This window comes from Flavobacterium sp. 2755 (assembly GCF_031455715.1).
Taxonomy (GTDB): Bacteria; Bacteroidota; Bacteroidia; order Flavobacteriales; family Flavobacteriaceae; genus Flavobacterium.
The window spans coordinates 491,487-512,232 of the sequence record NZ_JAVDTG010000002.1; the positions used below are offsets into that span (position 1 = coordinate 491,487).

Below are 20,746 nucleotides of genomic sequence, written 5' to 3' on the forward strand. Positions count from 1 at the left end.
ATTATGGTGAAAAAAATAGCCACAGATTAAAGGATTTAAAAGGATTTTTTTTCGTTTGCCACGAATTGCACAAATTTCCACGAATTATTATATACAAAATAAATTAGTGAAAATTCGGGAAATTCGTGGCGAATAAAATCTGTGTTAATCCATATTATCTGTGGCTAAAATCCTTTGCGTAGACGCACTGCAGTGCGTCTCTACATTATATACTGTGTGTTTAAAATTATTCCAATTCTAAGACCAAAGCTGATTTTGGTTCTAAAGTAATTTCAGAAGCTAAATCAAATGTTTTTCCTGTGATAACATCTTTTCCTGATTTAAAGTTTTTGATGTTTTCTTTAAAACGATTTGTTTTTACAACTTGCTCTTTTGCATTGTTATTGAAAACTACCATTACCGTTTTAGCATCAGTATATCTGAAATAAACATAAGTATTGTTTTCAGGAATGTAATGTGTCATTTTTCCGAAATGAACCGCTTCATTTGATTTTCTCCAAGTGAATAATTTTGAAGTAAAATCAAAATAAGCCGTTTGTTCTGCTGTTCTTCCTTCTTTTGTGAACGCGTTGTTTTTGTCGCCAGCCCATCCGCCTGGGAAATCCTGACGAATATCGGCATCTCCGCCTTTACTTTTATCACCGCCCATTCCAATTTCTGAACCATAATAAACCTGTGGAATTCCGCGAATTGTTGCCAATAAGGTCATTGCTAGTTTGTATTTTGGTAAATCATATTTGAACTTATCGTTCATACGGTCTGTATCATGATTTTCGGCAAAAACCAAAATATTATTGGTGTTTGGATATAAAAAATCCATTGCAAAATTGTTGTAGAATTTAATCAGTCCACTATCCCAGTTTGGTGTATCTTCACTAAAAGCAGAAGTAATCTGGCTTTGAAGCGTAAAATCCATTACACTTGGAAGGTTTGAATTGTAATTTTCGATAGCACCAATTTTACTGTCTTTTTGCCAATAAGCTAAATTCGCCTGATTGTGCATCCAGATTTCGCCCACAATATTAAAATTAGGGTATTCATTTGTAATTGATTTTGCCCAATTTGCCATCGCAGTTTGGTCAGAGTAATTATAAGTATCAACTCTAAATCCGTCAAGATTGGCAAATTCAATCCACCAAATGGCATTTTGAGTTAAGTATTTTGCTACTAGAGGATTTCTTAAATTTAAGTCCGGCATTGAAGGAACAAACCAGCCGTCAACACAAACTTCCTGATCTATTTTTGAAGCGTGAATATCTGTAATTACTTCACGACGGTGATGTGTTTGTGTGAAAGTTTCGAATTGATTGAACCAAGTTTTGGTTGGAATGTCTTTCATCATCCAGTGGGTAATTCCCCAGTGATTGGTGACATAATCCATAACCAGTTTTAGGTTCTTTTTGTGCATTTCTGCCGATAAACGTGCGTAATCGTCGTTTGTTCCGTAACGTGGATCAATTTTATAAACATCAGATTGTCCGTAAGTATGATACGAATGCTGTTTGTCGTTGTCTTCGCATAAAGGCGTACTCCAGATTGTAGTTGCACCAAGAGACGAAATATAATCTAAGTTTTTGATGATTCCTTCGATATCGCCGCCGTGACGTCCGCTTGGATCTTGACGATTTCCTTTTTCAGTTAAAGAAGCATTACTATCGTTTTTCGGATTTCCATTTGCAAAACGATCCGGCATGATTAAGTAAATCAAATCAGAGGCATCGTAACTTTTTCTGTCAGCCGAATTTGCTCTTCTTTCTTTAAGCGAATATTTCTGCGTGAAAGCAACTTTATTGTTGTTCTTGAAAGAGAAAACTAATTCAGAAGCTTTTAGGTTTTCTGTATCAATTGTAACGAAAAGGTAATTTGGGTTTTCTGTTTTTTCTACATTTTTAATTGTCACATTATTTGAAACAGAAGCTTCGTATTGTGCAATATTTTTTCCGTAGAACATAATCTGCAGTTCCGGATTTTTCATTCCTGCGTACCAAAATGGTGGTTCTACTTTTTGGATTTGCGCTTTCGCGGAAGCAGAAAATAATAGAACAAATAGAATTATTTTATAAATCGAATGGTTTGTTTTGAAAGATGTTTTCTTGGTATTCATAGCTTTAAATGTAATTATTCTCATTGTCAGTTCGAGCGGAGTCGAGAACCTTCACAGCATCTCGACTTCGCTCGATGTGACAAAAGATGTTAATTAAAAAAAAGACAAGCAATTTTGGGGAGAATTACTTGTCTTTTCAGGGTGTTATTTGGTTTCAATAACGCTTATTGCATATCCTCCGCCTGGAGCAGATAACTGCGATAATTTTGATTTGCTTGTTACAGCAATTTTCTTAATTGTATAAGCCTGCGGATTAGTTTTGTAATGCGCATCTTTTGCATCAGCATAAATTGTTGCTGTATATTTTTTACCTTTTTCAAGGAAACTGAAATCGATGTTTGAAGTACGTGGAGTTTCTCCGTTTACGTTTCCAATGAACCAGTTGTTTGTTCCTTTTGCTTTACGTGCAACTGTAATAAAATCTCCTGGTTCAGCTTCAATATATTTACTTTCAGACCAATCTACAGCAACATCTTTAATGAATTGGAATGCATCTGGAAAACGGTTGTAGTTATCCGGAGTATCAGCTGCCATTTGTAATGGGCTGTACATCGTAACGTATAAAGCCAATTGATTTGCTAATGTACTGTTTACATGTGATTTGTTGTCAGGATTCATTTTGCTGATATCCATTTCGAAGATTCCCGGAGTGTAATCCATTGGACCACCAATTAAACGTGTAAAAGGCAATACTGTAACGTGATTTGGTTTTGAACCTCCAAAAGCTTGGTATTCTGTTCCTCTTGCTGCTTCATTTCCAATTAAGTTAGGATACGTTCTGCAAATTCCCGTTGGACGAACTGCTTCGTGAGCGTTTACCATAATTTTATAATCTGCCGCTTTTTCGATTGCATATTGATAATGGTTTACAATCCATTGATCGTAATGATTTTCACCGCGAGGTAAAATATCTCCAACGTAACCGCTTTTTACAGCATCATATCCGTTGTCTTTCATGAATTGGTACGCTTTGTCCATATGGCGCTCGTAATTACGAACAGAACCTGAAGTTTCGTGGTGCATGATGATTTTAATTCCTTTAGATTTTGCATATTCGTGCAAACCTTTTACATCAAAATCCGGATAAGGCGTTACGAAATCAAAAACATAATCTTTTGAATGTCCAAACCAGTCTTCCCAGCCTTCGTTCCAACCTTCAACTAAAACAGCATCGAAACCATTTGCAGCAGCAAAATCAATGTATTTTTTTACGTTAGCATTGTTTGCACCGTGCGTTCCGCTTGGTTTTGCTTTTGAGAAATCAGAAACTCCTAATTGAACTGTTGGAAAATCGTTTGTGTATGACCAAGAGCTTTTTCCTGTAATCATTTCCCACCAAACACCAACATATTTTACTGGTTTAATCCAAGAAGTATCATCAATTTTTGATGGATCATTCAAGTTTAATGTCATTTTTGAAGACAAGATTTCAGTCGCATTATCACTTACCATAATCGTTCTCCAAGGCGAATGACTTGGTGCCTGCATATAACCTTTATCTCCTTTTGCATCTGGCGTTAACCAAGATTCGAAAACTAAGTTTTTATCATCTAAATTCAAGTGCATACAAGAATAGTTGATCAAAGCCGCTTCGTGTAAGTTGATATAGATTCCGTCGTTTGTTTTTAACATCAAAGAAGTCTGAACTCCTGTTGGTGAAAAAGATTTTTGAGAAACGTTTGCTGTATATGCTTTTTCAGATAAACCTCTAATTTCAGATAATTTCGATTTTGTATAATCGTATTCCTGAGTATCATAATCTCCCGGAATCCAGAATGCTGTGTGATCTCCGGTCATAGCAAATTGAGATCTTTCTTCTTTAATTACAAAATAAGTAAGATTCTTTTGTGCCGGGAATTCATATCTAAATCCAAGTCCGTCATCAAATAAACGGAAACGAATTACGATTTGTCTGTCTGTTCCTTTTTGATTTAAAGTGACAGCCAATTCATTATAATGATTTCTAATGTTGTCAACTTCTCCCCAAACTGGTTTCCAGGTCTCATCAAAAGTCGAAGTTTTAGTATCAACAACTGTAAAGTCATTCAATAAAGATTTTTTGTCATCTTTAAGTTCAAGACCTAGTTTACTTGTTTTTACAACTTCTTTGTTTTTGTACTTTAAATTGTAAGTTGGAGTTCCGTCGTTTTGAAGAGAAAATTCCATTACGAACTTGCCTTCGGGTGATTTTAATTGCTGTGCTTTTGCAACGGTGCTAAACGCAAACAAAATTAAACTTGCGAAAAATAAGTTTTTCATGTTTTTTAGTTTTTAAGTGTATTGTAATTTAATTTATTTGTACAAATTTACTTGCAATTACAGGATTTCCGTTAACTACAATTGTTAAATCTTGATCGCCGTCTACAGTAAATGTTGTTTCGTTATGATTTACAGCTACTTTTAAAATTTGGTTTCTGAAATTAATTTTAAAAGAATAACCTTTCCATTCTTTTGGAATTTTTGGAGAGAAATGCAATTGATCATTTTTCACTCTCATTCCGCCAAAACCTTCTACAATACTCATCCATGTTCCGGCCATTGACGTGATGTGACAGCCTTCTTCAACTTCTTTATTATAATCGTCCAAATCCAGACGAGAAGTTCTTAAGTAGAAAGTATAAGCCATATCCATTTTGTCTAAAACAGCAGCCTGAATTGAGTGTACGCAAGGCGAAAGTGAACTTTCATGAACGGTAAATGATTCATAAAATTCGAAATTACGTTGTAATTCTTCTCTTGAAAAATGATCTTCGAAGAAATAGAAACATTGTAAAACATCAGCTTGTTTAATATAAGGTGAACGTAAAACGCGATCCCAAGACCATTTTTGGTTTATCGGACGTTGTGAACGATCTAAATCTTTTACCGGAACTAAATCTTTGTCTAAGAAACCGTCTTGCTGCAAATAGATTCCTAACTCTTGCGAAGTTGGGAAATACATATCATTAGCTACTTTTTTCCATTCGTGAATTTCATTTGAAGAAAGGTTTACTTTTTCTAAAACACGTTTGTGATCTGCTGGATATTCCAACGCCACTTTATTGATTTGATCTGCCGCAAAATCAATACACCATTTTGCAATATAATTGGTGTAGAAATTATTGTTGATATTGTTTTCGTATTCGTTTGGCCCTGTAACTCCAAGAATTACATATTGGTTTTTCTCTTTTGAAAAAGATGCTCTTTGGTGCCAGAAACGTGCGATACCAATTAAAACTTCTAAACCTTTTTCTGGTATATAAGAGTAATCGCCAGTGTAACGGTAATAATTGTAAATGGCAAAAGCAATCGCACCATTTCGGTGGATTTCTTCGTGTGTGATTTCCCATTCATTGTGACATTCTTCACCATTCATGGTAACCATTGGGTACAATGCAGCACCGTTTTTGAAACCTAAATTATCTTTAGCATTTTCAATGGCTTTGTCTAATTGGTTGTAACGGTATGTCAATAAATTACGTGCAACTTGCTGATCTTTTGTCGCCATGTAAAAAGGAATACAATAAGCCTCAGTATCCCAATAAGTCGATCCGCCGTATTTTTCTCCAGTAAATCCTTTTGGGCCAATGTTTAAACGAGAATCTTTTCCTGAATAAGTTTGATTTAATTGGAAGATGTTGAAACGAATTCCTTGCTGTGCTTTTACATCGCCTTCAATAGTAATATCTGACATTTCCCAGATTTTTGCCCAAGCTTCAATTTGATTTTGAAGCAAAGCATTATATCCTGAATTTACTGCCGATTTTATTACTTTTTCGGCTGCAGCCAAAGTATTTTCGTGGTTTAAAGAAACCGTATATCCACCAATTTTTTGGATTGATGAGGTTTGTCCTTTTGCAATAATAGTTCCGTAAGTATACTGAACTTTATCTGTTGTTGAATCGATTGTGGATGGCGAAACATGAATATCTTCTCCATTTGCCAAAATCGTATTGTGCATGAAAGTCGTAACTTTAAAATGCGTTTTAAACGTTTGAGCAGTTACAAAAGCCTCGTTTGTTCCTTTTTTTACTTCAAGCGGTTCCCAAAATTTTTCTTCCCAGTTGGCATCTTCATTGGTTACACCTGCGTCAATATAAGGTTTGTAAACGATTTTTGCATCTTTATTTAAAGGTGTAATATCGTATTTAATGATTCCCGCTTCGTCTAAATCTAACGAAAGAAAGCGACGAACGTTAACGGCAATTTCAGTTCCGTTTTTTAGAACAGCTTCAAAAGAACGATTGTACCATCCTTCTTTCATATTCAATTCTCTGCGGAAGTTTCTAACTTCGGTACAATTATTTAAATCAAGATTTTCTTCGTTGATTTCAATGTCAATTCCTATCCAGTTTGGAGCATTAAGTACTTTGGCAAAATATTTCGGATATCCGTTTTTCCACCAGCCCACTTTTGTTTTGTCCGGATAATAAATTCCAGCGATGTAACTTCCCTGAAAAGTTTCTGCTGAATATGTTTCTTCAAAATTGGCACGTTGTCCCATAGCACCGTTCCCGATACTAAAAAGACTTTCAGACGATTTTACTCTCTCGGCATCAAATCCTTCTTCTATAATTGACCAATTGTCAGGTTTTATATAATCTTGGTTCATTTGTTTTTAAAGTGTTTTTCGTGATTGATTGATTTATGATTGATTTATGATTGATTTTACTTTGTGATTAATGATTCGATAAAGTTTTCATCTATTACAGTGAAATCTTTAAAAATGAAATCAGCCTCATGCAAAATTGTTTCCTCACCAATTCCCACACTTACCATTTCTGCAATATTTGCTGCCTGAATTCCGGCAACAGAATCTTCAAATACAATTGAATTTTTTGGATCAATATTTAATAATTGAGCCGCTTTTAAGAAAACTTCAGGATCTGGTTTTGCATTGGTAACGTTATTTCCGTCCACAATAACATCGAAGTAAGAGATGATCCCTGTTTTTTCTAGAATTGGTCTTGCATTTTTACTGGCTGAGCCTAATGCAATTCCTTGGTTTTTATCTTTTAATAATTGCAGCGTTTTAAAAACACCAGGAAGAATCTCGTTTTCATCCATGTCAACTAAATAAGATAGATAATCTTCGTTTTTTTGAATTAACCATTTGTCTTTGTCTTCCTGTGAAGCCTCAACATTTCCTAATCCAAGTATAATATCCAACGAACGAACTCGGCTCACGCCTTTTAAAAGTTCGTTGTCTTCATGCGTAAAATTTATGTTTAGAGATTGTGCAATTTTTTGCCAGGCTAAAAAGTGGTATTTAGCGGTATCAACGATCACTCCATCAAGATCGAAGATGAAAGCTTTTTTATTATTCATGAATTTCAATTTTAGTTCTGCTATTTACTCTAAGTGTAAGTAATCCGGCAAATATCATCGATACACCTCCAATTATTAAGGCGTAAATAGGTTCGTTATGAAAGAATTGTTTAATTACAAATCCTAAGATTGTAGCGGCTACAATTTGTGGTATTACGACAAAAAAGTTGAAAACTCCCATGTAATAACCCATTTTTGCAGCAGGCAAAGCTCCGGAAAGCATAGCGTAAGGCATTGATAAAATACTTGCCCATGCAATACCAACTCCTAACATTGGCAGGATCAGCATTTGTTTATCACCAATAAAATAAATCGAAATTAAACCAACACCTCCAGCGCATAAGGCCAATAAATGTGTTGCTCTAACGCCTACTTTTTTTGCAATAACCGGTAATAAGAAAGCTACGGCCGCAGCGACTCCGTTATAAACCGTAAATAAAACAGAAACCCAGTCGGCAGCATCGTTATATACTTTTGAAGTGGTATCTGTTGTACCAAAAATATGCTGGGTAACGGCTTGAGTTGTGTAAATCCACATGGAGAAAAGCGCAAACCAAGAGAAAAACTGAACCCAGGCTAATTTTTGCATTGTTCTTGGCATATTCAATAAATCGGTCATAATTATGGTAAAACCATTCTGAACTTTTTTAGTTCGTAATTGTGAAGCAATTACAAATAAAGCACCCATAAAAATCAATCCAATAAATAAAATATATAACTCTTTTGCAAGGCTGTTTTCGAAAATTAAAAATGAAATTAATCCTCCGATGGCAGCAAACAAAACGCCTAAAAGGAATTGTTTTTTAGTCGTAACGCCTGATTCAGTTTCAGAATTAGATATATCTTCTGTGTTTTTTTTGCTGTTAGCTTCAAATGCTAGAAGTTCTTCAGGAGTATATTCGGTTGTTTTAAAAACAGTCCATAAAACAGAAAGAAGAAAAATAATTCCACCAATATAGAACGACCATTTTACTGTGTCCGGAATAATTCCTTTAGGAGCAACATTGTTTAAATCAGATAAATTTGCGAAAAGATAAGGTAAAATAGAACCTACAACAGCTCCGGTGCCAATAAAGAAACTCTGCATGACAAAACCTAATGCTCGTTGCTCGTCAGGCAAATTATCGCCTACAAAAGCACGAAAAGGTTCCATTGAAACATTTATCGAAGCATCCATTATCCATAAAGTTCCAGCCGCAATCCATAAAGTAGGAGAGTTTGGCATAACGAATAATGCGATTGAAGATAAAATGGCTCCAATTAAAAAATAAGGTCGACGTCTTCCTAAACGCGTCCAGGTTCTGTCACTGAAATAACCAATAACGGGCTGAATTATTAAACCTGAAACAGGCGCAGCAATCCACAAAATTGGGATGTCATCTATTTTAGCACCAAGGGTTTCAAAAATTCTTGAAGTATTTGCGTTTTGCAGTGCAAAACCAAACTGTATTCCTAAGAAACCGAAACTCATGTTCCAAATTTCCCAGAAACTTAATTTACGCTTTTCCATTATCGTAATTTGTGAAAAATTATACGATAAGCGCTTTGCTTATCAAAACTTACTGTTTTTTCGAAGTAAAAGTAAAAGCTTTGACGGCCGTAAAAGTATAAATTATTTTTAGATATATGCTAACAAAAAAGCCATAAATATTTTTTATGGCTTTAGAAAGTGTTGATTTTAAGAATTTTAGTCAGTAGATTCTCTTTTTATTAAATGTGTTTCTATAACTTCTGTTGTGTAGTTTTCGTTTTCTTCTTCGTCATCATCATGCTCGGCTTCCAGTCTTTCAATAAGCATTTTAGCCGCTTTATTTCCCATTTTTTCTCCACTTTGACTTACGGTTGTGATACTTGGCGTTGAATATTTTGAGATAATCCCGTCAGTAAAAGCAATCACGGCTAAATCTTCGGGAACTTTTAATCCCATTTTAGATGCCGTTTTGATAATTGTTACTGCAAAAAGTTCATTTACAGCAAAAACAGCATCAAAAGCTCTGTCATGTAAAAGCTGACTAATCGTGATTTCGCAGGTATCTACGTCTTCGATTTTTATGATTAAATCTTCGTTGAAGGGGATTCCGTTGTCTAAAAGCGCTTTTTCGTAACCGTCTGTTCTCAATTTTCCAACACTAACATAATCGACTGTAGTTACTAAAGCAATTTTTTTTCTGCCATTATCTATCAAACTTTGAACGGCTTCATAAGCTGCAGCTTTATCATCAATAATAACTTTATCGCATAAAATATCGTTGGTCACGCGGTCGAACATTACAACGGGCATTCCTTGATTGATAACTTCGGTAATGTGGTGAAAGTCGCCTTTAAACTGGGTTTCTTTAGAAAGAGACATGATAAAACCATCGATACTTCCGTTGGCTAACATTTCCATATTCAGGACTTCTTTATCAAAAGAATCATCAGATAAACAAATCACAACGCTGTATCCATTTTCGTTAGCAACCTGCTCAATTCCGTTGATTACAGTAGAGAAAAAATAATGTACAATTTCCGGAATGATAATACCAATACTTTTGGTTTTTCGGTTTTTTAAACTAAGGGCAATATTGTTGGGCTTATAGTTGTAAAACTTTGCAAAAGCCTGCACTTTTAAGCGTGTTTCTTCTCCAATTTCAAGGCTGTTTCTGAGTGATTTTGAGACAGTTGAAATAGAGACGTCGAGTTCCTTTGCAATCTGTTTTAAGGTTATTTTGCGTTTCATGGCGTGAATTGAAAAAAATCTAATTAATAATAAAGGTATCTGAAATTTTTATAATTGGCAATTTTTGACTTAAAAGATTACAAAAAATAGAAAGTTTTCAACACTACCACGTTTTCGTAAACCAATTAAAAATGCCTCTCGTCGACGGTGTTAATAAATTCATAATTTTGAAATTCGAAGTAAAATTAAAAACTTAACTAACAATCACAAACTCAAACTAATTTAAACAAAAAGTATGAAAACAATTTACAAAAAGTTGTTATTTTTATTCCTATTGTTGCCGTTTACAGTGTTAGCTCAAAACACTCTAAGCGGGACTGTTGTCGATAAAGCAACAGGTCAGCCAATACCAGGGGTAAATGTAAATGTACAAGGTGCTCCAAGCGGTGCATCAACAGGATTTGATGGTAATTACCAGCTGTCGAATGTTAAAAGCGGAAACAAAATTGTAGTTTCTTTTATTGGTTACAAAACGCAAACGATTGATTATGCCGGACAAAAAACTCTAAATGTTTCTTTAGAAGAAGATACGAACCAACTTAAAGAAGTTGTAGTACAAGTAGGTTATGGAACTGTTAAGAAAAAAGACGCAACAGGTTCAGTATCTCAAATTTCTGCTAAAGAATTTAACAAAGGTATTAACGTAACTCCAGAAAGTTTAATCAGCGGTCGTATCTCTGGTGTAAACGTAGTGGGGGGCGGAGCTCCTGGAGCGAAAGCTGATATCAGAATTCGTGGAGGATCTTCTTTAAGTGCTTCAAATGAGCCTTTAATTGTTTTAGACGGACTTCCTTTAAGTAATGATGTGCCAAGTGGAGCTACAAGTATTTTATCTACTATTGATCCTAATGATATTGAATCATTTACAGTATTAAAAGATGCATCTGCTGCGGCTATTTATGGATCTCGTGCAGCAAGTGGTGTAATCGTTATTACAACTAAAAAAGGAGCAAAAGGTGGTGTAAAAGTTAATTTTAGTTCTCAGGTTGGTATTAATACAGTTGCAAATCAAGTTGATGTCTTAGATGCTGATCAATTTCGTGCGTTAGTTAACGAAAAAGGTTCTGCTGCTCAAAAATCTTTACTTGGAACAGCAAATACAAATTGGCAGGACGAAATTTTTCATACTGCTTTAACAACAAACAACAATATCTCTGTAAGTGGTGCTTTGTTTAATAAACTGCCTGTTAGATTATCTGTTGGTAATGTTGATAATCCTGGAATCCTAAGAAACACTTCTTTTGAAAGAACTACGACATCGATATCGTTAAATCCTGTTTTATTTGATAATCACTTAAAAATTGACATTAACGGAAACTTATCTTTTGGTAAAAACCAATTTCAAGATGAAGGAGCTGTAATTGGAAGTGCAATAGGATATGATCCAACACAACCAGTTTATGAAGCAGGTTCTCGTTATGGAGGTTACTTTGAATGGTTAGAGCCTACCGGAAATGTGCCGTTATTACCAGCAAGAAATCCTGTGGCAAGATTAAATCAAGATCAAAGAAGAGCTACTTCAACAAGAAAATGGGGTAATGTTAGATTAGACTACAAATTCCATTTCTTCGAAGATTTAAGAGCAGTTGTTGAAGCTGGTATCGACAGATTTGATAGTAACGGAAATACTACAGTAAGTACAGAAAGTATTTTAGGATATCAGCCAAAACCATTTAATGGTCCTGATTATGTAAATTTTGGAAACTATTCTAAATATACAGATATGCTTCAAAATAAAAACTTAAATGCTTACTTTAATTATACTAAGGATTTAGGAAAATTTAAAATTGATGCTACTGGTGGTTATAACTATCAATTATTTCAAAGAGAAAGATATCAATCTGGAGAGTTGAGACAACCAAATCCTAATACAGATGTTAATACAAGTCCTGATATTAATTTACAGTCTTATTTTGGTCGTGTGAATTTAGGATATGATAGTAGATATTTAGTAACTGTAAATTATAGAAGAGACGGTAGTTCTCGTTTTTCTGAGAAATACAGATGGGGCGATTTTGGTGGTGTTGCTTTAGCATGGAATGTTGCAGAAGAATCTTTCTTAAGAGATAACCAAACATTATCAAGTCTTAAATTAAGATTTGGTTATGGAACAACTGGACAGCAAGATATTCTTGCGGCATACGATTACTTAAAAAGAGTAACGCTGGGAACAATTAATACACAGTATATTTTTGGTGGTCAGGTTTATTCTACTGCAAGACCTGAAGGTTACAACGAAAATATAAAATGGGAGGAATTGGCAGAGATGAACTTAGGTGTTGATTTCGGATTCCTTAATGACAGAATTACAGGAACAGTAAACTATTTTGATAAAAAATCTAGTGATTTATTAGCTGATGTAGTAGTGCCTGACGGAGCAAATATTAGAAACTCTGGAACATATAATATTGGTAGTGTAAGAACTAAAGGTATTGAGTTTAATATTCAGTCTGACATTATTAAAAGTGATAACCTGACTTGGAATCTTGCTTTTAATACTACTTATATTGACCAAAAAATTGATAACTTAGGTACAACGGTTCCTGGTTTTCAAGGTTATTTAACAGGAGATAATATCGCAGGTGGATCAGGAAATCAAATACAAGTTAACTCTGTAGGTTATGCTCCAAGATCATTCTTAGTATACGAACAATTATATGATGCAAACAAAAAACCAATCGCAGGTGCTTATGTAGATAGAAATGGTGATGGAAAGATTGATAGTGCAGATCGTTATAGATTCCATAAACCAGCACCAGATTATACTTTTGGTTTGTTCTCTACTTTAAACTACAAAAAGTTTGATTTTACAATGAACTGGAGAGCAAGTTTAGGAAATTATATTTTTGATAACGTAAGTTCTAACTTAGGATATTCTGATGCAGCTTTAAGAAGAGATTCAGATTTATCTAATGTTAGTGCTGATTATCTAAACACAGGTTTTAGATATGAAGATAATGGTACACAACGTTATTTGTCTAACTACTACATAAAAGATGCCTCTTTTATCAAATTAGATAATATTACGCTTGGGTATACTTTCGACAAATCATTAATTAAAACGGCTTCTTTAAGATTTACAGCCGGAGTTCAAAATGTTTTTGTACTTACGAAATATAATGGTTTAGATCCTGAAAGATTTAACGGAATTGACAATAATGTGTATCCAAGAGCTAGAACTTTCTTATTTGGAGTAAATGCAAGTTTCTAGTAGAATATTGAAAAACAAATTTTAAAAACACACAAAATGAAAATATCATTTAAATATATATCTTATTTTTTCCTACTTGTTTTAGGATTGAATATGACGCTTACTTCATGTACGAGCGACTTGGATGTTACTCCGGGAGATGATGATGAATTTTTATCAGAACAATTCTTTCAGGATCCGGCATCATATAAACAAGTTTTAGCAAAATTATATGCAGGCTTGTATGTTGGAGGTAATGATGGTGATGGTCAGCCAGATATTTCTGGAATTGGAGGAGACTTTAGCAGTTACTTGCGTTTGCTTTTCGTAACACAGGAGTTTACAACAGATGAAGCAATTATTGCCTGGGCTGATGGAACTTTACCTACATTAAATTCTCAGACTTGGTCTCCGGCAAATGAATTTTTAGCAGGAACTTATTCAAGAGCATTCTATGAAATCAGTGTTGCCAACGAATTTTTAAGACAAACAACGGAAGAAAAATTAACAGCAAGAGGTGTTGATGCAAATCTAAAAACGCAAATCGCAACATTCAGAGCAGAGGCTCGTTTTTTAAGAGCTTTTTCTTATGTTAATTTAATGGATTTGTTTGGTAATGTGCCAATTACAACAGAGGCTGATCCAGTTGGATTCTTTTACCCAGTACAAAAATCAAGAGCAGAAGTTTTTGCTTTTGTTGAGGCAGAATTAAAAGATTTAGATAATAGTCTTGCTGCTTCTAAAGCAAATGAATACGGAAGAATTGATAAAACAGCGGCTAAATTTTTATTGGCTCAAATTTATTTAAATTCAAAAGTTTATACTGGAGTTGATAAGTTTAATGAAGCAGGTACATTATGTGCTGATATCATCAATAATTCAGGATATACATTTGCAAATGTTCCTTATAGTTATTTGTTTTCTGCAGATAATGATGTAAATGGTGCTCAGTCTGAGGTTATTTTCCCAGTAATCAGTGATGGTAATGCTATTAGAGCTACTGGTGGAGGAATGAGTTTTATTCTTCATGCTTCTATCGGAGGTAGTATGGATGCTTCTTCAAGAGGTATGGATGGTGGATGGCAGGGAATCAGAACCCGTAGAGAGTTTGTAAATCTTTTCCCTGATGAAAGTGCGACTGGAGATAAAAGAGGAACGTTTTATACAAACGGACAATCAAAAGATATTAAAAATGTTGGAACTTTTACAGATGGTTATGCTGTAACAAAATACATTAATAAAAAATCTGATGGTTCTGCAGCTCAAAGAAATGACATTCCTGATACAGATTTTCCAATGTTCAGATTGTCTGATGTGTATTTAATGTATGCTGAGGTTGCTGTGAGAGGAGCTGCATCTGCAAATACAGGAACTGCAGTTGGTTACATTAATCAACTTCGTACAAGAGCGAATGCTGCAAATATTAATGCATCTCAATTAACTCTTGATTTTATTTTGGATGAAAGAGGAAGAGAATTGTTTTGGGAATGTCACAGAAGAACCGATTTAATTCGTTTTGGAAAATTCACAGGCGGATCTAAAATCTGGCAATGGAAAGGCGGTTCTGTTAATGGAATTGCTACCGAGTCTTATAGAGATTTAATGCCAATTCCTTCTAGAGTTATACAAGCTAACCCAACTTTAAAACAAAATCCAGGATACTAACTAACCTTATAAAAATATTAAAAATGAAAAATATACATAAAATTTTAATCGCTTTCATCAGTGTTTTGGCAGTTTCTTGTAACGCAGATGATGTTGAAGACAGACCAGTAATTGAAGCAGCAACAGCGCCAGTTTTATTGACTCCTAAATCTGATTTTACTATTGTGCTTTCTAAAGAAACAGAAAATGAAGTTGCTACAACAGTTGTGTGGAATGATGCAGCATACAGCGGATCATCAACAGTTGTGAACTATACAGTAGAAGTTGCAAAAGCAGGAACAAGCTTTGCAGCACCTGTAACAGTTACAAATACTACTGAAAGATTTGTAGCTTTAACGGTATCTGAATTAAATTCAGCATTAGTTAACGGAGGATTTGTAGAAAAAGAAGCAAACAAAGTTGATATTCGTATTAAAGCTGTTGTAGGAGCTTCTGGACTTCCTCAATATTCTAATGTTTATACTTTTACTGCTACTCCATATCACGTACCATTAGCTAGTTCTCACTGGTTAGTTGGAGCTGCAACTCCAGGAGGATGGACATGGGCTGGTGATGCTGAAACTGAATTCCCATTAGTAGTTGGTACAACAAATGTTTATAAAGTAACTATCGTTCTTAAAAGCGGAGAAGCATTTAGAGAATTCTTAGGAAATAACTTTACAAGCGATGGAAACTGGGATCAAAGTCATAACTACACTTACTATTCAGGCCAAGGATTTACTATCGATCCAGAATTAGTAAATGCAAACGACGGAGACAGTAACTTTAAATATACTGGACCAACAGGATCAAGAGTTCTAACAATTGATAATGGTGCAAAAACTATAACATTAGACTAATTCCTAATGTAGATAAATAAAAGGGCTATCTTCAGATAGCCCTTTTTTAATCATTTACCTAACCGAATTATTATGAAAAAAACTTTACTCTTATTTTTCCTTCTATTGTCTGTGTTTTCATTTGCGCAGATACAGCAGGCGACTTATTCTGTTAGCCCCGCAGCTTTTGAAGAAACTACTTCCATAACTATTACAGTTAACGGGGCAAGTATTAATGAAACTACATGGGGAGTTGCAGATCATTCTCTTTATATGTGGGCATGGGCTTTTGATACAAACGACACCACGCAAAAAGGTACCCCAAACAATGGTTCTTGGGAAGCTTCAAGCGATGCCAGTAAATTTACTTATAATGCAGGGACAGATACTTATACAAAAACAATTGTTCCAACTACATATTACAGCACTACAGGAATTGGAAAAATTGGTTTTTTAATTAAAGCCAAAAACGGAACTGGTGATAAAAAATCACAGGATATTTTAGTTGAAGTAGGATCTTTTCAGGTAAATCTAGCTGCACCAGTTGAAAATAGTTCAACAATTATTGCATCAGGATCTAACTTTACTATTACAGCGACAAACACAAACGGAAACGCAAGCTATTCTTTAAAAGCAAATGGAACCGTTATCAATACAAATACAAGTACAGCGAGCTATTCGTATTCTCACACAAATATTACAGGCAATCAAAGCTATGAATTAAGTGCAACTCAAGGAGCCGTTACAATAATAAAAAAGTTTTCGGTTGTAGTGAATCCTAATACCGTTTCAGCAGCGATGCCGGCAGGATTGGTTGACGGAATTAATTACAATAGTGCAGATGCTACAAAAGCAACTTTGGTTTTAGATGCACCTTTAAAAGATTTTGTTTATGTAGCGGGAAGTTTCAATAACTGGCAGCCAACTTCGGCGTATGCCATGAAAAAAGATCCAACTTCTGGTAAATTTTGGTTAGAATTAACGGGTTTAGTTTCAGGTGTAAATAATACGTACCAATATTGGGTTGTAGATGCTACGCCGCTTGCGAATTCACCTGCAATGGTAAAGACTGCCGATCCATATTCTACTCTGGTTTTATCTCCATATGATGATTCGGGAATTCCTGCATCTTCTTACCCAAATATGCCTGCTTATCCTGCAGGACAGCAATTTGAAGTTACGGTTCTTAAAACAGGACAAACTCCTTATAATTGGCAAGTAACAAACTTTACAAAACCGGCAAAAGAAAAATTAGTAGTTTATGAAGTTTTGGTTCGTGATTTTGATGCGGCTAAAAATTATCAAAGTTTAATAGATAGGATAGATTATTTTAAAAACCTTAAAATAAATGCTATCGAATTAATGCCGGTAATGGAATTTGAAGGCAATGAAAGCTGGGGTTATAATACTTCATTTCATATGGCTTTGGATAAATTTTATGGATCGTCTGATAAACTAAAAGAGTTAATCGATGTATTCCACCAAAACGGAATTGCAGTTATTCTTGACGTAGCGCTAAATCACGCTTTTGGAAGAAATCCAATGGTGAGAATGTGGATGAACGATCCTGATGGAGACGGTTTTGGATCTCCAACGGCTGAAAATCCTTATTTTAATATGGTTGCAAAACATACTTATAGCGTTGGAGAAGATTTTAATCATCAATCGCTTAAAACACAGTATTATGTTAACCGAGTTATCAAGCAATGGATTGAAGAATATAAAATTGACGGTTTCCGTTGGGATTTAACAAAAGGATTTACGCAGGCTTGTACAGCTTCAGATGAATCTTGTACTAATGGTTATCAGCAAGATAGAGTTGATATTCTTAAAAAATATGCTGATTATTCATGGAGTTTAGATGCAACACATTATACCATTTTTGAGCATTTAGGAACTGATACAGAGGAGCAGCAATGGGCAAATTATAGAATTGCAGAAACTCCGAGTAAAGGTATTATGATGTGGGGAAAAATGACAGATCAGTACAATGAATTGTCAATGGGATACACAAGTAATATCACAAGAATGTCAAGTGCAAGTCGTGGTTTTACAGCAAATCGTTTAATGGGTTATGCCGAAAGTCATGATGAAGAAAGACTGATGTATAAGAATATACAATACGGAGCTTCAAATGGCTCATACAATGTAAAAACATTAAATACAGCTTTGTCTAGAATGTCTGCAATTGGAGCGGTTTCATTACTGGTTCCGGGACCAAAAATGATTTGGCATTTTGGAGAATTAGGATGGGAAAAATCTATTTTTACTTGTAATGATGGAACTGTAAACGATGCTTCAGGAACAATAGCTGGAGATTGTAAATTAGATACAAAACCACAGCCGCAATGGGTAAACAATTGGTTAGGAGATACTAATCGTAATAAAATTTACAACGATTGGGCAAAAATGATTACTTTAAAAACTGTAGAGCCGGTATTTTTAGGAACTTCTACAATAACAAATGCTAATTCATCAACAGTAAATATCAAAATTACAAATGCAAGTTTAGCTTCGACACAATTAAAAGATGTTGTGATTTTAGCCAATTTTGCTACTTCTGCGCAAAATGTTGCAACAGGTTTTCCATACACAGGAACGTGGTACAATTTAATGGACAATACTACAATAAATGTTACAGATGTAAATGCTGCAATAAACTTACCAGCAGGAGAATACAGAATTTATGGTAATAAAACGGCAAATCTTGCTATTGAAGATTTTGAAAAAGGAAATGCAGTGAGTTTATATCCAAATCCGGTTTCAAATTACTTTACCTTAAATACTGCTTTTACAAAAGTTCAGGTTTATTCAATTTCGGGACAATTAGTAAAAAGTTTTGCTTCAAATGGAAATGCTGATTTTCAATTTGGCGTAAGTGAATTGCAAACAGGATTATATGTCGTAAAAGCTTCAGATGAAAATAATAAAGTTCAGGTAATGAAGTTTATCAAAAAATAAACACTGAAAATATATCTCTAACAGATTAAAAATTTGGTTTGGTTAGTAATGAGAAAGGGCTGTTCTATTGAAAAATAGACAGCCCTTTTCTGGTTTAGTTGTTTATTGTTTTCGTTTATTTCTTTTTATCGTTGTATTCTCCAATTACGGCAAAATAACCAAAAGTCCCTAAGCCCAAAACAATAAGAGGCGTTAGAATAAAAAGAATAATGATACCAAAAACTAAATCATCTTGCTGGTCTGATAATAATTTAGGTAAGCCAAATTCAAACACGCAAAAGTAAGTGGCTGCAACTGCCAAAATAACCCATAAAACGCCTAAAGTTTGTTTGATTTTGTCCATGTTCTTAAAAATGTTAAAGATGATTAATTTTGTTTTTGTTGTCTATGTAAATCATTCCAATCACAAAGCAGATTGAAGCTATAATAATAGGATACCAAAGTCCGTCAAGATAAAAATCAGTTTTTCCGGCTGCTTTTGCATGCGTTACAAAATAAGTTGAAATTGCCGGCAGCAAACCTCCAAAAATTCCATTCCCTACATGATAAGGAAGTGACATTGAAGTATACCTGATTTTAGTTGGAAACATTTCAACCAAAAACGCAGCAATTGGCCCATAAACCATTGTAACAAATATAACCTGAATGAAAACTAAAAAAATTAATGTCCATTCATCACCAGAATTAATATTTATAGTAACACTACTTTGAGATTTCTGCTTATTACCAAAATCTGTCTTCTTCTCCATATACGTAGTTCCATCAGTATAGGTTTTTGAAAATGTGGTAATTACATCATTATTTTTTGCTGTTTCAGTATTTTGGATTGTTCTTTCTACGATTTCAGTTTTGTAATTAACATCAGTCGTGTTGTACATCATCTTATATATAGGTCTGTAAAACAAAATAGCAAGCAGCATTCCAGACATCATAATATATTTTCGGCCTACTTTATCACTAAGCCATCCAAAAACAATAAAAAACGGAGTGCCTAATAATAATGCAATTCCCAGTAAACTGTCAACCTGTGAAGACTCTACATTCATAACCGTTTTCATGAAACTCATAGCGTAGAATTGCCCAGTGTACCAAACAACACCTTGTCCCATTGTGGCTCCAAACAAAGCCAGCAAAACGAATTTTAGATTATATCTATTACCGAAACTTTCCTTTAACGGATTTGTACTTGTGGTTCCTTCCTTTTTTGCTTTTGCAAAAACAGGCGATTCATCCATATTTTTTCGAATCAAATAAGAAACGCCTACCATAACAATAGAAACCCAAAAAGGAACACGCCATCCCCAGGAATCAAAAGCTTCGCTTGAAAGTATATTTTTAGTAGCCAGAATTACCATTAGAGAAATAAACAGTCCAACGGTTGCTGTGGTTTGAATCCACGAAGTCCAATATCCTTTTTGCCCAACCGGAGCATGCTCTGCAACATAAGTAGCTGCACCGCCATATTCTCCTCCAAGAGCTAAACCTTGTAATAAACGTAAAATCAAAACTAATAAAGGTGCAAGAAAACCAATCGTTTCATAACTCGGAATACATCCTATTAAAAAAGTAGAGCCGCCCATTAATAATAAAGTAGCCATGAAAGTATATTTTCGACCAATAATATCGCCTAATCTTCCAAAGAACAAAGCTCCAAAAGGTCTAACAACAAATCCGGCAGCAAAAGTGGCTAAAGTAGATAAAAACGCAGCGGTGGGATTATCACTCGGGAAAAATTTGGTTGAAATTACAACGGCCAAACTTCCAAAAATATAGAAATCATACCATTCAATCATTGTTCCCATAGAAGAGGCAGAAATTACTTTCCAAATGCCTTTAGTAGAAGTTTTACCCATAAAAAACGCTCTGTGTTTTTAATAATAAATAAAAAGCTAAAATACGATTTCACGAATATAATGGATATTTTTTTATTTAGTTAGTACTTTTTTAACAAAAACAACTTAAAATTTGACTTATAAGATTTA

Annotated in this window: 12 protein-coding genes; 4 read left to right on the top strand and 8 right to left on the bottom strand. The window is 34.4% G+C overall.

The window, feature by feature from the left end; all coding sequences use genetic code 11:
• Window positions 1-226 precede the first annotated feature (226 nt).
• The 6 genes from J2Y38_RS05940 to J2Y38_RS05965 form a co-directional block, all read right to left on the bottom strand.
• Window positions 227-2,104, bottom strand: coding sequence for a glycoside hydrolase family 13 protein (locus tag J2Y38_RS05940; protein WP_309840530.1), 1,878 nt, complete (start codon window positions 2,102-2,104; stop codon window positions 227-229).
• 144 nt (window positions 2,105-2,248) lie between these two features.
• Window positions 2,249-4,363, bottom strand: coding sequence for a glycoside hydrolase family 97 protein (locus J2Y38_RS05945; protein ID WP_309840531.1), 2,115 nt, complete (start codon window positions 4,361-4,363; stop codon window positions 2,249-2,251).
• A gap of 28 nt (window positions 4,364-4,391) precedes the next feature.
• Window positions 4,392-6,695, bottom strand: coding sequence for a glycoside hydrolase family 65 protein (locus J2Y38_RS05950; RefSeq protein WP_309840532.1), 2,304 nt, complete (start codon window positions 6,693-6,695; stop codon window positions 4,392-4,394).
• 56 nt (window positions 6,696-6,751) lie between these two features.
• Window positions 6,752-7,411, bottom strand: coding sequence for a beta-phosphoglucomutase (gene pgmB / locus J2Y38_RS05955; protein WP_309840533.1), 660 nt, complete (start codon window positions 7,409-7,411; stop codon window positions 6,752-6,754).
• The gene (locus tag J2Y38_RS05960; RefSeq protein ID WP_309840534.1) at window positions 7,404-8,921 is read right to left on the bottom strand and encodes an MFS transporter; all 1,518 of its coding nucleotides are present in this window, start codon (window positions 8,919-8,921) and stop codon (window positions 7,404-7,406) included. The genes pgmB and J2Y38_RS05960 overlap by 8 nt, the downstream gene beginning before the upstream one ends.
• Window positions 8,922-9,098: 177 nt before the next feature.
• On the bottom strand, window positions 9,099-10,130 hold the full coding sequence (locus J2Y38_RS05965) for a LacI family DNA-binding transcriptional regulator (protein ID WP_053469995.1): 1,032 nt from the start codon (window positions 10,128-10,130) through the stop codon (window positions 9,099-9,101).
• Window positions 10,131-10,365: 235 nt separating this feature from the next.
• Here J2Y38_RS05965 and J2Y38_RS05970 point away from each other — a divergent pair, with 235 nt between their 5' ends.
• The 4 genes from J2Y38_RS05970 (at window position 10,366) to J2Y38_RS05985 (ending at window position 18,764) form a co-directional block, all read left to right on the top strand.
• Complete coding sequence (locus tag J2Y38_RS05970) at window positions 10,366-13,341, top strand: TonB-dependent receptor (protein ID WP_309840536.1); 2,976 nt, start codon at window positions 10,366-10,368, stop codon at window positions 13,339-13,341.
• A 36-nt stretch (window positions 13,342-13,377) separates the two neighbouring features.
• Window positions 13,378-14,985 (top strand): RagB/SusD family nutrient uptake outer membrane protein, encoded by a 1,608-nt coding sequence (locus J2Y38_RS05975; RefSeq protein WP_309840538.1) that lies wholly within the window; start codon window positions 13,378-13,380, stop codon window positions 14,983-14,985.
• Window positions 14,986-15,008: 23 nt separating this feature from the next.
• The gene (locus J2Y38_RS05980) at window positions 15,009-15,824 is read left to right on the top strand and encodes a SusE domain-containing protein (protein ID WP_309840539.1); all 816 of its coding nucleotides are present in this window, start codon (window positions 15,009-15,011) and stop codon (window positions 15,822-15,824) included.
• A 72-nt stretch (window positions 15,825-15,896) separates the two neighbouring features.
• Entirely contained in the window at window positions 15,897-18,764 is a 2,868-nt protein-coding gene (locus tag J2Y38_RS05985) for an alpha-amylase family glycosyl hydrolase (protein WP_309840540.1), read from the top strand.
• 115 nt (window positions 18,765-18,879) lie between these two features.
• Here J2Y38_RS05985 and J2Y38_RS05990 read toward each other — a convergent pair whose 3' ends face one another.
• Both J2Y38_RS05990 and J2Y38_RS05995 read right to left on the bottom strand, forming a co-directional pair.
• Window positions 18,880-19,107, bottom strand: coding sequence for a DUF6814 family protein (locus J2Y38_RS05990; RefSeq protein WP_309840541.1), 228 nt, complete (start codon window positions 19,105-19,107; stop codon window positions 18,880-18,882).
• A 13-nt stretch (window positions 19,108-19,120) separates the two neighbouring features.
• Window positions 19,121-20,617: an MFS transporter gene (locus tag J2Y38_RS05995; protein WP_309840542.1), complete on the bottom strand. Its 1,497-nt coding sequence runs from the start codon at window positions 20,615-20,617 to the stop codon at window positions 19,121-19,123.
• Window positions 20,618-20,746 lie beyond the last annotated feature (129 nt).